Genomic DNA, 13506 nt, shown 5'->3' on the forward strand with positions numbered 1-13506 from the left:
CGCCGCACCCGCCATCCCGGACGCCGAGTCCGTTCCCCCACCGCCCCGGCGCGAGGACGCTGACCGTGCGGCGATGCCGCCGGGGCATCGCCAGGGAGGAGCACTGGCATGTACGCGAGGACGACAACCGTCCGCGGCGACCCGCGTGCGATGGACGAGGGGATCGCCTTCTGCCGCGACGAGGTCTGGCCCACCGTGCAGGGCATGAGCGGCTGCGTGGGCATGTCGATGCTCGCCGACCGCGAGGGCGGCCGGTGCATCGTGACGACCGCGTGGGCCAGCGACGAGGCCATGGCCGCGAGCGCGGAGATGGTGAAGGAGATCCGCAGCCGGGCGGCCGAGGCGCTGCGGGCCGACGCGGTCGACGTCGAGGACTGGCAGATCGCGATCCTGCACCGCATCCGGCCGGCCGGGGACGGCGCGTGCGTCCGGGCGACCTGGGTGGACACGATGCCCGGCGAGGCCGACCAGATGATCGACGCCTTCCGGATGGCGCTGATGCCCCGCCTGGAGGAGCTGCCCGGTTTCTGCAGCGTCAGCCTGATGATCGACCGGATGCGCAACCGCGGGGTCTCGGCGGTCACCTACGAGAGCCGGGAGGCGATGGAGCGCACCCGCGACGCGGGCACCTCACTGCGCGAGGAGTTCGCGCAGCACATGGGCGCGACCATCACCGAGGTCGCCGAGTTCGAGCTGGTGATGGCCCATCTGCACGTCCCCGAGATGGCCTGAGGACCCGGTGGGGCTCCCGGCACCGGGAGCCCCATCCGGCGATCAGGCCGGGCGCCGCCAGCCGAGGGCCGGGCCGAGGTGGGTCGCCATGTCGGTGAGGATCTGCACGTAGTCCTCGGCCTCGAAGCTGAACGGCAGCGCGAACACCACCTCGGCCACCTCCCGGAAGCCGGCGTGCGCGTACAGCCGCTCGGCGATCTGCTCGGAGGTGCCGAGCAGGTCCTCGGCGAACAGCAGCCGGGCCGGGCCCTGCGGAGCCCGGGTCCGCGGGGTGCGCGCCTCGACGTAGGCCGCGTACTTCTCCCGCTGGGCCGGCGATGCCGAGTCGGTGGGGATGACGACCAGGCCCTGCGACACCCGGCCGGCCGGGTTGGCCTCCTTGTAGCCCTGCACCTGCGCGGCCTGGATACCGGCGAAGTCCCCCTCACCCCCCTCGGCCTTGACCACGCTCGAGGTCAGGAAGTTCAGCCCGTTCTCCCCCGCCCACTGCGCCGAGCGCAGGCTCCCGCCGCCGTACCAGGTGCGGTCCGCGAGCCCCGGCGAGTACGGCTGCACCCGGTCCGACCACTCCTCCACGACACCCTCCCGCCCGCTGAACGGGGACGCGGACTCGCCGCGGAGGAACCGCATCAGCCGCAGCACCCGCTCGTAGCTGAAGTCCTCGGCGTAGGCGGTGTCCGGGTAGAGGGCGTCCCGGACGTCGTCCCACCGCATCGGCGGGCCGACGCTGACCCCGGGGTTGAGCCGGCCGCCGCTGAGCACGTCGACGGTCGCGAGGTCCTCCGCGAGCCGCAGCGGGTTCTCCCAGCCCAGCGGGATGACCGCGGTGCCCAGCTCGATCCGCCGGGTGCGCTGCGTGGCGGCGGCCAGGACGGCGACCGGCGAGGAGATGCCGTACTGGAAGTGGCGGTCCCGCAGCCACGCGCTGTCGAAGCCGAGCTGCTCGCCGAGCTCGATCACCTGCAGCGTCGTCTCGTGCCCGGCGGCGGGGTCCGCCTCGTCGAACAGGCCGATGGTCAGGAACCCCATCCTCTCCAGCGGCGTCCCGGGCTGCGGCATGGAGCGACCCTAGGAACCCCTCGGCAGCACCTGCCAATCGGGACCCGCCGTCGTGGGAGGACACGCGCGCGCGCCCGCCCGGCCGCCGAGCGCGCCGGAGCAGAAGCTTGTCCCTCCGGACCCACCAGTACCAGGAGCTGACATGCGCCCCCGCAGTACCGCCGCCGTCGTCGTCCTCTGCGCAGGCCTGTCGGTCCCCCTGGCCGGCACCGCCGGCGCCGCCGACCTCGACTGCGAGGACTTCGCGACCCAGGCGCAGGCGCAGGCCGTCCTCGTCGCGGACCCCGACGACCCCAACCGCCTCGACGCCGACGACGACGGCCGGGCCTGCGACGACCACGTCTACGTGGCCGCCGCGGTCAGCGCGACGGCCTCCCCCTCGCCCGCCGGCAGCCAGGTGGCCACCCGCCCGGCCGGCGCGGTCGCCGCCGGTGACGGCAGCACCGCCCCCGACGAGGGCAGCTCCCTGCCCTACGTCCTGGGCGGTCTGGCCTTCGCCGGCGCCGGCGCCGCCGCCGTGGCCGCCCGACGCAGCTCCCGGACCTCTGCCTGACGGCGGTGAGCACACCGCACCATCCACCGGACGGCCCGGTACGGATCACCGGGACCTATCCCCCACCGCTGACCCCGACCGCGGCTCCCCGTGCGCGGCACCGCGCTCCCCGCGGGGCACGCCCGCGCGCCGCGCGCCCCTGGGCGATGACGTCGGCCGCGCTGGCGGCGGCCGGCCTGCTCGCCGTGCTCCCGTTCCCGAGGCAGGGACCGGCGGCTCCGCCGGCCGAGGTCGCCGCCGCGGCCGAAGCGCCGGCCGGCAACCGGCTCCCGCTGGCACTGCCGGTGTACCCGACGCCGGGAGCGGTGCAGCTGCCGCCGAGCGATCCGGTGCGGGTGCGGATCCCAGCCCTCGGCACCACCTCGCCCGTGGTCGAGCTCGGCCTGGACGGCGACGGCGCCATGGAGGTGCCGCCCGCCGCGGACCCGGTCGGCTGGTACACCGGCAGCCCCACCCCCGGGGAGCTCGGACCGGCCGTCCTCGCCGGGCACGTCGACTGGGCCGGGGAGCCCGGCGCCTTCGCCGGACTCGCCCGGCTGCTGCCCGGCGAGCCGGTCGTGGTCGAGCGCGCCGACGGCTCGGTCGCGACGTTCACGGTCGACCGGGTCGAGGAGCACGCCAAGGACGACTTCCCGGCCGACCGGGTCTACGGCGACCTCGACCACGCCGGGCTGCGGCTCATCACCTGTGGCGGCGACTTCGACCGGGACGGCGGCGACTACCCGGACAACGTCATCGTGTTCGCCTCCCTGACCTCGACCTCCTGACCCGGGGCGGTCCCCAGGGGCAGAAGTGGCCACTTCTGCCCCTGAGGCGGGCGCGGATCCAGTTACGCGTGGGTCACGTTCAGCGCCACCCGGTTGCGGACGATCTCGTCCGCTACTTAGCGTGCCCAGGCGTGGACCGCACGGTCCGCGCACTGGTCGCCGTCCATCCGGTGCCTCGGGGGGACCGGGCGGGCGGCGACCCCTCTGACCGGGAGATCCATGCCCGCAAGTACTTGAGGTTTCAAGCTCTCGGGCTACGCTGAGGACCATGCAGCAGCACCCGTTCCAGGCCCACCTCGACCGGGTCGCCGCCCTGGAGGCCGCCGATCCGCAGCGGGGGTGGACGCCGGCCGACGGCGCGCTGCCCAGCCTGTACCTCAGCCACGGCGCCCCACCCACCTTCGAGGACGCCGGGTGGATGACCCAGCTGCACACCTGGGCGCGCTCGCTGCCCGAGCCGCGGGCCATCCTCATCGTCAGCGCGCACTGGGAGTCCGCGCCGCTGTCGATCAGCAGCACCATCGCCGGCACCGAGCTCGTCTACGACTTCGGCGGCTTCCACCCGATGTACCACCGGATGCGCTACGACACCCCGCCCGCCGAGGAGCTGGCCCAGCTGGTCGTCTCGGTGCTGCCCGACGGCGAGGAGGTGCACGAGCACCGCAGCCGCGGGCTGGACCACGGCGCCTGGGTCCCGCTCAAGGTGATGTACCCCGACGCCGACGTCCCGGTGCTGCAGCTGTCGCTGCCCACGCACGACGCCTCGAGGCTGCTGGCCCTGGGCCGCCGGCTGCGCGCGCTCCGGGAGCACGGCGTGCTGGTGATCGGCAGCGGGTTCATGACCCACGGGCTGCCGTTCCTGACCCGGGAGATGTTCACCGGCAACGTCGTCCCCGGCTGGTCGGCCGACTTCGACGCCTGGGCCGCCGACGCCCTCGCCCGGGGGGACGTCGACGAGCTGGCCGCCTTCGCGACCCGGGCGCCGGGCATGCCGTACTCGCACCCGACCGTCGAGCACTTCACGCCGCTGTTCGTCACCCTCGGCGCGGCCACCGACCCGGAGGCGCCGGTGACCACCGCGATCGAGGGCTACGCGATGGGCCTGTCCAAGCGGTCGTTCCAGGCCGCCTGACCCGCCCGGCTCACCCGACGAAGGCCGAGTCCCCGCCGGGGGCGCCGTCGCCGGCCGGTGCGGCCGCGGTCCCCGTGACCTGGGCCAGCCCCTTCCGCATGTCCGCCAGGTCCATGCACGGCGAGACCGTCACCCGGGCGTTGGCGCCCTGGAACAGCGGCTCGCAGACGGCCGGCAGCTGCGCCGCATCGGTCATGTCGAACACGATGAAGCACGCCCGCTGACCGTCCTCCCCGGCGAAGTAGGCGGCCTCCGGGCGGAGCTGCTCGACCATCTGCCCGATCACCTGGGCGATCGAGCCGTCGCGGATCGCGGCGTTCCCCGACGGGGTGTCGACGACGGCCTTCAGCATCATGCGCATGGCAGCCTCCCCAGCTGGATGAGGACGTCCAGCGTCGTCCCCCGCCCGGACGTCGACAAGGCCGGCCGTCCCCGCCCGGGCGGGGCCCGCGCGTGCGGACGGTCAGTCGTCGGCCGGGGACGATCCGGCACCCAGGAGCGTGCGGGTCATCGCGTTGCGGGTGTCCAGCAGCTCGTCCAGTGCGGCGGTGAGGTCGGCCGCGGCGAGCGCCGCCGAGGTCCCGACCGGGACTCGCCCGGGCACCGGTCGTTCGCGGGACGCGCGCGACGACGGGGCGCGGTCGTGGGATCGTCGTACCCGGCAGCCGGGTCGGCCGGTGCCGGTCGGGGAGCGTGATGCAGCCGCAGGACGGGGCCATCGGAGGCCGTTACGAGCTCGCCTCCCTCATCGCCACGGGTGGCATGGGGCAGGTCTGGCGTGCCCGCGACCGGGTGCTCAACCGGGACGTCGCGGTCAAGGTGCTGCGCACCGAGTTCACCGGTGACCCCACCTTCCTCGCCCGCTTCCGCGCCGAGGCGCAGCACTCGGCGGGGCTGATCCACCCCCACATCGCCACGCTCTTCGACTACGGCGAGGTGCCGGCCGAGCAGTCCGCCTCCGGCGACCACCTGGCCTACCTGGTGATGGAGCTGGTGCGCGGGGAGTCGCTGTCGTCGCTGCTGCGCCGCGAGCAGCGGCTCAGCCCGGAGCGGACCCTGCAGATCCTGCGGCAGACCGCCGACGGGCTGGCCGCCGCGCACGCCGCGGGCGTCGTCCACCGGGACGTCAAGCCGGGCAACGTGCTGCTCACCGAGGACGGCTCGGTGAAGATCACCGACTTCGGGGTCGCGTCCTCCGCCGCCAGCGTGCCGCTCACCCTCACCGGCCAGGTGGTCGGCACCGCGCACTACCTCTCCCCCGAGCAGGCCAAGGGCGGGAAGGCCGGCCCGGCGAGCGACGTCTACGCCCTGGGCCTGGTGGCCTACGAGTGCCTGGCCGGCCGGCGCGCGTTCGAGGGCGAGAGCTCCGTCCAGGTGGCGCTCATGCACATCCGGGAGGTGCCGCCGCCGCTGCCGCCCGACGTCCCCGTCGACGTCCGGGCGCTCGTCGAGCACGCGACGGCCAAGGACCCGGCCGTGCGCATCCCCGACGGCGCGGCGCTGCGCGACGCCGTGGACGCGCTGCTGTCCCGCGAACCGGGCACCGCCCGGCAGGCCGCGGTCACGCCGGTCACGCCCCCGACAGCGGTCGCCCCGCCCCCGGCCGCCGGGCCCGGCACGTCGCCGATGCCGGCCACCCGCGTCCTGCCGCTGCCGGAGTCCGACGCCTCGCCGCTCGACGAGGTCGCCCCCGGCGGCGACGGGCAGCCGACCAGGCGCCGGCCGCGGTGGCTGGTGCCCGTGCTGCTCGGCCTGCTGCTCGTGGCCGGTCTCGTGGTCGGCGGGGTCCAGCTGCTCGGCAGCCCGTCGGAGCCCGCGGCCTCCCGGGCCGATCCGACTCCGGCGCCGACCACCTCGGCGGCGCCCTCCCCCACCGTGCAGCTGGTCACCCTCACCGCCGCGGACTTCGTCGGGCGCCCGCTGACCGACGTCCAGGCCGGGCTCACCGCGCTGGGCTTCGCGGTCACCCCGAAGCCGTTGCAGACCGCCGACGTCCCCGACGGCCAGGTCATCGCCGTCGACCCGACCGGCCCGCTGCCCCGCGGCACCGCGGTGACGGTGACCCACGCGGTGACCCCGCCGCCTCCGCCGACGCCCACCCAGGCACCGGAGACCACCGCCGAGCCCACCGACGAGAACGGGGACGACGGCGGCAACGGGGACGGCGACGGCGTGCCGGACCGGGACGACGAGGACGGCGACCGGGACCGGGACCGCGACCGGGACCGAGACCGGGACCGGGACCGCGACCGGGACCGCGACGGCTGACCCCGATCCCCGTCGCGTGGCAGGACGGGCCCGTCTCGGTGACCCTTGACCTGCCCTGGAGGCCGGCGGTGGCCCGGGGCAGGAGCGTCCGGGAGGCCCGATGACCGCGCGTGAACCGAAGGAGATGGCCCAGGCGGCCGTCGAGACCGGCGCGAAGAAGACCCACCGCACCTGGGACAAGGTGCTCGTCAGTGCGTTCCTGGCCGGCGCCTACATCGCCTTCGGCGCGCTGGTGGCGGTCACCGTCTCCTCCGGCCTGTCGCCCGAGCGGTGGGGCACGCTGCCCACGCTGTTCATGGGCGCGGCCTTCACCCTCGGGCTCGTGCTGGTGCTCATCGCCGGCTCGGACCTCGCGACCGGCAACATGATGCTCGTCCCGCTGAGCGCGATGCGCGGCCGGATCGGGGTGGGCGACGTCGTCCAGAACCTGACGCTGGTGCTGCTCGGCAACCTGCTCGGCTCGCTGTTCGTCGCCTACTTCCTCGCCGTGCAGACCGGCGTGATCGGGCAGGCCGGGGACGCCGGCAGCCCCGGCCTGATCTACGAGCGGCTCGCGTCGATCGCGGAGGCGAAGGGGCTGCACGAGACGCCGTGGCAGGTGTTCCTGCGCGGCGTCGGCTGCAACTGGCTGGTGTGCCTCGCGGTGTGGATGTCGCTGGCCGCCAAGGACGTCTCCGGCAAGGTGCTGGCGGTCTTCTTCCCGATCATGGCCTTCGTCGCGATGGGCTTCGACCACGTCGTCGCCAACATGTTCTTCCTGCCCGCGGCGATCTTCGTCGGCGTCCCGGACGTCGGCTGGGGCGAGACGCTGGTCAACTGGCTGCTCGCGGGCGTCGGGAACCTGGTCGGCGCGGTCGTCTTCGTGGCGACGTCCTACTGGTACCTGTTCCTGCGCGACGAGCCGAAGCAGCCCGCGACCGTGGAGGCCCCGGACGCCGAACGCGCCTGAGCCAGTCGTCAGGCCGGCGCGGCCGTCGGCAGGCTGGAGTTCCAGATCTCCGTGTCGAACAGCCAGCTCCCATCGGCCTGCCGCCGGTGGACGACCACGTACTTGCCCTGGTCGACCACCGTCTGGTCGATCCGCATCTCGTACCGCCCCTCCTCGACGGCCACCTCGCCGTGCTCCTCGAGCGACACCGTCTGCACCCGGGCCGACGTGATGCCGGCGTCCAGGACGCTTTGCCAGTACTGCTGGATCGACCGTCCGGTCAGCACGTCCGACCCCGGCGGCAGCACCCGCGCGGAGGGACCGTAGACCGCGGCGACCAGGGCCGCGTCGGACTTCAAGATGCCCTGTTCCATGGTGGCGTTGAGGGCGTCGATGTCGCTGCGGGTCATGGTCTGCCTCCTCGTCGAAGGAGGTCGAGGCTGCGCGCGCCGGGCACCGCCGTCAATGACCCGCGGCCGCATCTGTTGTGCACCTGATGTCGCCTCCCCGCCCGGCAAGCGACCACCAGCGCACAACGGCGCGGAGGCCCGAGAGGACGTCGTTCCCCGGCGACCACGCTGCGGGAGGCGCCGAGGTCGGTCAGGGTGGAGCCGTGAGCACCTCGGAATCCGGCTCCGGCTACGTCAACGACGGGCAGGAGTACAAGCGCGACCAGAACTACCTCACCGACCGGATCACCGCGGACGGGTCCAGCGGCTGGCCGGTCGAGCCCGACCGGTACCGGCTTGTCGTCGCGCGGGCCTGCCCGTGGGCCAACCGGGCGACCATCGTCCGCCGGCTGCTCGGCCTCGAGCCGGTCATCTCGATGGGCATCTGCGGCCCCACCCACGACGAGCGCAGCTGGACCTTCGACCTGGACCCGGACGGCCGCGACCCGGTGCTCGGCTACGAACGGCTGCAGGAGGCGTTCCTCGCCCGGGACCCGGAGTACTCCCGGGGCATCACGGTGCCGGCGATGGTCGACGTCCCCACCGGGGCCGTGGTCACCAACGACTTCAAGCAGATGACGCTGGACCTCTCCACCGAGTGGACGGCGTACCACCGCGACGGCGCGCCCGACCTCTACCCGGAGCACCTGCGGGACGAGATGGACCAGCTCATCGACAAGGTCTTCACCGAGGTCAACAACGGTGTGTACCGCTGCGGGTTCGCCGGCTCCCAGCGCGCCTACGACCGGGCCTACCAGCGGCTGTGGACGGCGCTGGACTGGCTGGAGGAGCGGCTCACCGACCAGCGGTACCTGATGGGCGACACGATCACCGAGGCCGACGTCCGGCTGTTCACCACCCTCGCCCGGTTCGACGCCGTCTACCACGGCCACTTCAAGTGCAACCGGCAGAAGCTGTCGGAGATGCCGGCGCTGTGGGCGTACGCCCGCGACCTGTTCCAGACCCCCGGGTTCGGTGACACCACCGACTTCCCGCAGATCAAGGAGCACTACTACGTGGTGCACGCCGACATCAACCCGACCCAGGTCGTCCCCCTGGGACCGGACACGTCGAACTGGCTGACCCCGCACCACCGCGAGGAGCTCGGCGGCAGCCCGTTCGGCGACGGCACCCCGCCGGGGGCGGTCGCGCCCGGCGAGGAGGTCGACCCCGAGCACGGCGCGGGCGGCATCGGCCACCGCCGGACCGTGCGGGCGGTGGCCGCGCGGGGCTGACCGTCAGCCGCGGCCGGGCCGCCAGGCCGGGTCGCGGCCGGTCTGGCCCAGCAGCCGGTCGAGGGCAGGGGCGTCGGGCGGCACCGGGACGGCGGGCCCGAACAGGCCGCCGTCCTCGTCGGCCGGCAGGCTCGTGCGGTCGCCCACCAGCTCCTGGCACGCCGCCACGCCGGCCGGGTCGGCGCGGAAGGTCTGGCCGGTGGCGACCGCGAGATCCCAGCCGTGCACCAGCAGCTCGTCCAGCGCCACCACCGCCATGACCGGGGCCGGCAGCTCCACACCCCCGGCCTCGGCCGCCCCCTGCCAGGCGGCCGGCTCCCGCCAGGCGGCGACCAGCTCGTCGAGCTGGCGCGGCACACGGTCGCGCCAGTCGGCGGGCAGGGTGTCGGCCGCGGCCTGCGGAGGGCCGGGCAGCGGCCGCTTCTCCGCGGCGCACCGGAACGCGTACGTCAGGCCCACCACGTGGTCGAGCAGCCAGGCCACGGGGGTGCCGGCGCACGGGGTCGGGGCGTCGAGCTGGTCGTCGCGGATCCCGGCCACCACGCGGGCCAGCTCGGCGGCCTGGGGGGCGAGGTCGAGGGTCGTCGTCGTCATGGGAGCACGACCGGCCGGGTGCGCCGGACTCATCGGTCGGCGGGCATTGCACCCGCGCAGGAGGCGCTCGCACGCTGGGAGCAGCGCAGCCGGCAAGCGCACACCCGAGGGGGACCCATGTCGACGTCCACGTCCCGGCGCTCCCGCGGACTCCCCACCACGCTGGCGGCGATCCTGGCCGGCCTGGTCCTGCTGTCCTCCTGCACGGCGTCCGGCGGGGACGAGGACCGCGCCCGCAGCGTCATCTTCGTCAACGGCGACGGCATGGCGGCCGCGCACCGCGAGGCCGGCCGGCTGGACCAGGAGGGCTTCGACGGGCAGCTGGCCATGGACTCCCTGCCGGTCTCCGGGCTCCAGACCACCGACCCGCGCGACCCGCTGGAGACGGTGACCGACTCCGCCGCCGGGGCCAGCGCCTGGGCCACCGGGGTGAAGACGTTCAACGGCGGGGTCAGCGTCGACGTCGACGGCAACCCGCTGCCCACCATCGGCGCGCAGGCGGCCGGGGCGGGACTCGCCACCGGCCTGGTGACGACGGCGCAGGTCACCGACGCCACGCCGGCCGCCTTCTTCAGCTCCACCACCGACCGTGCCCTGCAGGACGAGATCGCCCGCCAGTACCTGGAGGACAGCGAGCCGCGGGTGATCCTCGGCGGCGGCGAGGACTGGTGGCTGCCGGCCGGGGACGAGGGCGTCTTCCCGCCCGGGACCGGTGACGCGGACGAGGTGAGCCGCAGCCAGCAGGGCGACCTGATAGCGCACGCCGAGGCGCTGGGCTACGACCACGTCTCCGACGCCACGGGTCTCGCGGCGGCCGAGGGCGACCGGCTGCTCGGCCTGTTCGCCAACGAGGAGATGTTCCAGATGCGGGAGGAGGGCGCCGGCGACGAGTACGCGCCCGTCATCCCGCTGGCGGACATGACGGCGAAGGCCCTCGACGTGCTGTCCGAGGACGAGGACGGCTTCTTCCTCCTCGTCGAGGAGGAGGGCGTCGACGAGATGGCGCACCACAACAACGGCACCCGCATGCTGGAGGCGATGCGGGCCCTGGACGACGCGGTGCAGGTCGCCCGGGACCACGTGGCCGAGCACCCGGACACCCTGTTGATCATCACCGGCGATCACGAGACCGGCGGGCTGTCCATCGAGGACGTCGCCCCGGGGGACGAGAGCGGCCCCGGCGGCACGCTGGACGGCACCCCCGCACCGGACGAGGACATGGTCTCCGGCGAGGACGGCCCGTTCCCCGTGGCCGGCAGCGACAAGACGTTCGTCCTGGACTGGACGTCGGTCCAGCACACCGGCGCGCCGACCGTCGTCACCGCGGAGGGCCCGGGCAGCGAGGAGCTGACGGGCACGTACCCGAACACGCACCTGTACGAGGTGCTCAGCGACGCCCTGCTCGACTGATGCCCGCTCGCTCGACCGTGACGAGGCCATAACAGAGCGTGGCGGAACGCCGGACGCCGGTGCCGACCGGGTCACCCCGTCGATGCCGGGGCCAGGCGTCCCGCAGAGTGCCAGTACGGCGGCGCCGGCCGGGGTGCCGCCGCTGCGAGAGGAGCCCCTGCCGATGTACGCACGGACCACCACGCTGCGCGGGAACCCCCGGGCCGTCGAGCAGGCGATCGCCGTCGTCCGCGACGAGTGGCTGCCCGCGACCACCGAGCTCGACGGCTGCACCGGCCTGTCGCTGCTCGCCGGCCGCCGGTCCGGCCGCTGCATCGTCACCAGCGGCTGGCGCACCGAGGAGACCATGCAGGCCAGCGCGGAGAGCATGCGGCCGCACCGCGCCCGGATCGCCCAGGTGCTCGGCGCCGTCCCGATGGTCAACGAGTGGGAGATCGCCGTCATGCACCGGGTGCAGCCGGCCGGGCCGGAGGCCTGCTGCCGGGTGACCTGGGGTGCGCACCTGGACCCCGCCCGGCTGGACGACGACCTCGGCACCTTCCGGATGACCCTGCTCCCCCGGTTCGAGGAGCTCGTCGGCTTCAGCAGCGCCAGCCTCATGATCGACCGGGTCGCCGGCCGGACCGTGCTCGCGGTGACCTACGCCGACCCGGAGGCGATGCTCGCCGCCGGCCAGCGGGCCGACCTGCTGCGCGACCAGTACGCCCGCGCCATGGGGGCACGCGTGACGGAGATCGCCGAGTTCGACCTCGCCGTCGCCCATCTGCGGATCCCCGAGACGGTCTGACCCCGCGGTCGGCGAACGGCGTCGGGGAGGCTTGCGCGGAGGGCCGCCCGGCACGACCCTCCGGGGATGCAGCCCACCCTGCCCACCCTGCACCCCGTGGCACCCGAGGACCTGGCGGTGCTGATCGGCCTGCTGGCCGTGCTGGAGGGTCACCTCCTCGCCGGCGACGTCCCCGACCACCTGACCCGCCGACTGGCCGAGCGGTTCCGGCGCCTCGGCATGCTGCCCGAGCCCGGTGACGAGGTCTCGCTGCGCGAGGCGCTCGACGGCCTCAACCACCGGCTGAGGTCGGCACTCGGCGAGTACGAGGCCCCGTGACCGACCCGTTCGGCCTGCAGCGGTTCGTCGACGCCCAGGACGACGCCGGCACGTACCGGCAGGCGCTGGCGGAGCTGCGGGCCGGGCGGAAGCGCAGCCACTGGATGTGGTTCGTCTTCCCGCAGGTGGCCGGGCTCGGCCGCAGCCCCACGGCGCAGCGCTACGCGATCAGCGGCCGCGACGAGGCCCGGGCCTACTTGGCCCACCCGCTGCTCGGGCCGCGCCTGGTCGAGTGCGCGCGGGCGCTCACCGGCCTCGGCACGACCGACCCGGCCGCCGTCCTCGGGCCGGTGGACGGCCAGAAGCTGCGATCCTCGATGACCCTGTTCGCCGCGGTGTCCGACGAGCCGGCCTTCCGCGCGGTGCTGGACCAGTACTTCGCCGGCACCGAGGACGCCGCAACCACCGCCCGCCTCTGACCCGGCTCCCCGGCCATGTTGGCCAACATGGCCCTGAGGCGCTTCAGACGATGCGGACGCGCAGGCGGCGGAAGCCGCGGCCCTTGTTCTCCACCTTGACCACCTCCACCCGGCCGACCATCGCCGTCGACGCCACGTGGGTGCCGCCGTCGGCCTGGGTGTCCAGCCCGACGATGTCGACGATCCGCACCACCTCGATGTCCGGCGGCAGCAGGTTCGTGGCGGTCCGGATGATGTCGGGGATCGCGAACGCCTCCTCCCGCGGCAGGGTCCTGACCTCGATCCGCCGGTCGGCGGCGAGCTCCGCGTTCACCGACGCGGCGACCCGCTCCTTGAAGTCCGGCGGCAGCTCGGCGAGGTCGAAGTCCATCCGGGCGGTCAGCGGCTCCATGTTGCCGCCGGTGACCAGGGCGCCGAAGTCGCGGAAGACGACGCCGGTGAGCACGTGCAGCCCGGAGTGGGTGCGCATCAGCGCCGTGCGCCGCTCGTCGTCCAGCGCGCCGCGCACCGCCGTCCCCACCGGCGGAACCGGGTCCCCCTCGACCGGGACCAGGTACAGCTCGTCGCCCTTGCGGGTGCCGGCGATGCGGGTGCGCACGCCGCCCCACAGCAGCACGCCCTCATCCGGCGGCTGCCCGCCGCCGCCCGGGTAGAACGCGGACCGGTCGAGCACGATGCCCTGCTCCGGGTCGGCGGACAGGACGGTCGCGTCCCACTCCCGCACGGTGGCGTCGTCGAGGTCGAGGCGGTGCGTGTGCCCGGGGGCGGCGTCGGCCATGACCCGATCCTGGCCGGTCCGGCGCCGTCCGGGCACGCCGACATGGACGCGCCCTGCCACGTATGGTTGCCAGTCGC

General features: G+C 74.4%; 17 protein-coding genes. 11 read left to right on the forward strand and 6 right to left on the reverse strand.

The window, feature by feature from the left end; all coding sequences use genetic code 11:
• Window positions 1–108: 108 nt before the first annotated feature.
• Complete coding sequence (locus HL189_RS15855; RefSeq protein WP_369134676.1) at window positions 109–732, forward strand: hypothetical protein; 624 nt, start codon at window positions 109–111, stop codon at window positions 730–732.
• Between the two features lie 42 nt (window positions 733–774).
• Here the strand turns inward: HL189_RS15855 and HL189_RS15860 are convergent, their stop codons facing one another.
• Window positions 775–1791, reverse strand: coding sequence for an LLM class flavin-dependent oxidoreductase (locus tag HL189_RS15860; protein ID WP_369134677.1), 1017 nt, complete (start codon window positions 1789–1791; stop codon window positions 775–777).
• A 142-nt stretch (window positions 1792–1933) separates the two neighbouring features.
• Between HL189_RS15860 and HL189_RS15865 the strand changes: the two genes are divergently transcribed.
• The 3 genes from HL189_RS15865 (at window position 1934) to HL189_RS15875 (ending at window position 4243) form a co-directional block, all read left to right on the forward strand.
• Window positions 1934–2344 (forward strand): hypothetical protein, encoded by a 411-nt coding sequence (locus HL189_RS15865; protein ID WP_369134678.1) that lies wholly within the window; start codon window positions 1934–1936, stop codon window positions 2342–2344.
• Between the two features lie 5 nt (window positions 2345–2349).
• The gene (locus HL189_RS15870; protein WP_369134679.1) at window positions 2350–3111 is read left to right on the forward strand and encodes a class F sortase; all 762 of its coding nucleotides are present in this window, start codon (window positions 2350–2352) and stop codon (window positions 3109–3111) included.
• A gap of 268 nt (window positions 3112–3379) precedes the next feature.
• Complete coding sequence (locus HL189_RS15875) at window positions 3380–4243, forward strand: dioxygenase (RefSeq protein WP_369134680.1); 864 nt, start codon at window positions 3380–3382, stop codon at window positions 4241–4243.
• A gap of 10 nt (window positions 4244–4253) precedes the next feature.
• Here the strand turns inward: HL189_RS15875 and HL189_RS15880 are convergent, their stop codons facing one another.
• Both HL189_RS15880 and HL189_RS15885 read right to left on the reverse strand, forming a co-directional pair.
• Window positions 4254–4604 carry a DUF3303 family protein gene (locus HL189_RS15880; RefSeq protein ID WP_369134681.1) on the reverse strand — a complete coding sequence of 117 codons (351 nt, stop codon included), beginning with the start codon at window positions 4602–4604 and terminating at the stop codon, window positions 4254–4256.
• Window positions 4605–4706: 102 nt separating this feature from the next.
• Entirely contained in the window at window positions 4707–4847 is a 141-nt protein-coding gene (locus HL189_RS15885; RefSeq protein ID WP_369134682.1) for a hypothetical protein, read from the reverse strand.
• Between the two features lie 92 nt (window positions 4848–4939).
• Here HL189_RS15885 and HL189_RS15890 point away from each other — a divergent pair, with 92 nt between their 5' ends.
• Window positions 4940–6511, forward strand: coding sequence for a protein kinase (locus tag HL189_RS15890; protein WP_369134683.1), 1572 nt, complete (start codon window positions 4940–4942; stop codon window positions 6509–6511).
• A 100-nt stretch (window positions 6512–6611) separates the two neighbouring features.
• Window positions 6612–7460: a formate/nitrite transporter family protein gene (locus HL189_RS15895; protein WP_369134684.1), complete on the forward strand. Its 849-nt coding sequence runs from the start codon at window positions 6612–6614 to the stop codon at window positions 7458–7460.
• Between the two features lie 8 nt (window positions 7461–7468).
• On the opposite strand, the gene HL189_RS15900 is transcribed toward HL189_RS15895, so the two are convergent.
• A complete protein-coding gene (locus tag HL189_RS15900; protein ID WP_369134685.1) occupies window positions 7469–7849 on the reverse strand; it encodes a DUF4440 domain-containing protein in 381 nt (126 codons plus the stop codon).
• A 203-nt stretch (window positions 7850–8052) separates the two neighbouring features.
• Here HL189_RS15900 and HL189_RS15905 point away from each other — a divergent pair, with 203 nt between their 5' ends.
• The gene (locus tag HL189_RS15905) at window positions 8053–9123 is read left to right on the forward strand and encodes a glutathione S-transferase family protein (RefSeq protein ID WP_369134686.1); all 1071 of its coding nucleotides are present in this window, start codon (window positions 8053–8055) and stop codon (window positions 9121–9123) included.
• Between the two features lie 3 nt (window positions 9124–9126).
• Here HL189_RS15905 and HL189_RS15910 read toward each other — a convergent pair whose 3' ends face one another.
• Window positions 9127–9717, reverse strand: a complete 591-nt coding sequence (locus tag HL189_RS15910) for a TIGR03086 family metal-binding protein (protein WP_369134687.1) — start codon at window positions 9715–9717, stop codon at window positions 9127–9129.
• 117 nt (window positions 9718–9834) lie between these two features.
• Here HL189_RS15910 and HL189_RS15915 point away from each other — a divergent pair, with 117 nt between their 5' ends.
• The 4 genes from HL189_RS15915 to HL189_RS15930 all read left to right on the forward strand — a co-directional run bounded on the left by HL189_RS15915 (window position 9835) and on the right by HL189_RS15930 (window position 12651).
• Window positions 9835–11127 carry an alkaline phosphatase gene (locus HL189_RS15915; RefSeq protein ID WP_369134688.1) on the forward strand — a complete coding sequence of 431 codons (1293 nt, stop codon included), beginning with the start codon at window positions 9835–9837 and terminating at the stop codon, window positions 11125–11127.
• Window positions 11128–11290: 163 nt separating this feature from the next.
• The gene (locus HL189_RS15920) at window positions 11291–11914 is read left to right on the forward strand and encodes a hypothetical protein (RefSeq protein WP_369134689.1); all 624 of its coding nucleotides are present in this window, start codon (window positions 11291–11293) and stop codon (window positions 11912–11914) included.
• A gap of 66 nt (window positions 11915–11980) precedes the next feature.
• Complete coding sequence (locus HL189_RS15925) at window positions 11981–12232, forward strand: hypothetical protein (RefSeq protein WP_369134690.1); 252 nt, start codon at window positions 11981–11983, stop codon at window positions 12230–12232.
• Entirely contained in the window at window positions 12229–12651 is a 423-nt protein-coding gene (locus tag HL189_RS15930; protein ID WP_369134691.1) for a DUF1810 domain-containing protein, read from the forward strand. Before HL189_RS15925 ends, HL189_RS15930 begins: the two co-directional genes overlap by 4 nt.
• Window positions 12652–12694: 43 nt before the next feature.
• Here HL189_RS15930 and HL189_RS15935 read toward each other — a convergent pair whose 3' ends face one another.
• A complete protein-coding gene (locus HL189_RS15935) occupies window positions 12695–13429 on the reverse strand; it encodes an alanyl-tRNA editing protein (protein ID WP_369134692.1) in 735 nt (244 codons plus the stop codon).
• Window positions 13430–13506: the final 77 nt, after the last annotated feature.

Source organism: Modestobacter sp. I12A-02662 (assembly GCF_041028325.1).
Taxonomy (GTDB): domain Bacteria; phylum Actinomycetota; class Actinomycetes; order Mycobacteriales; family Geodermatophilaceae; genus Modestobacter.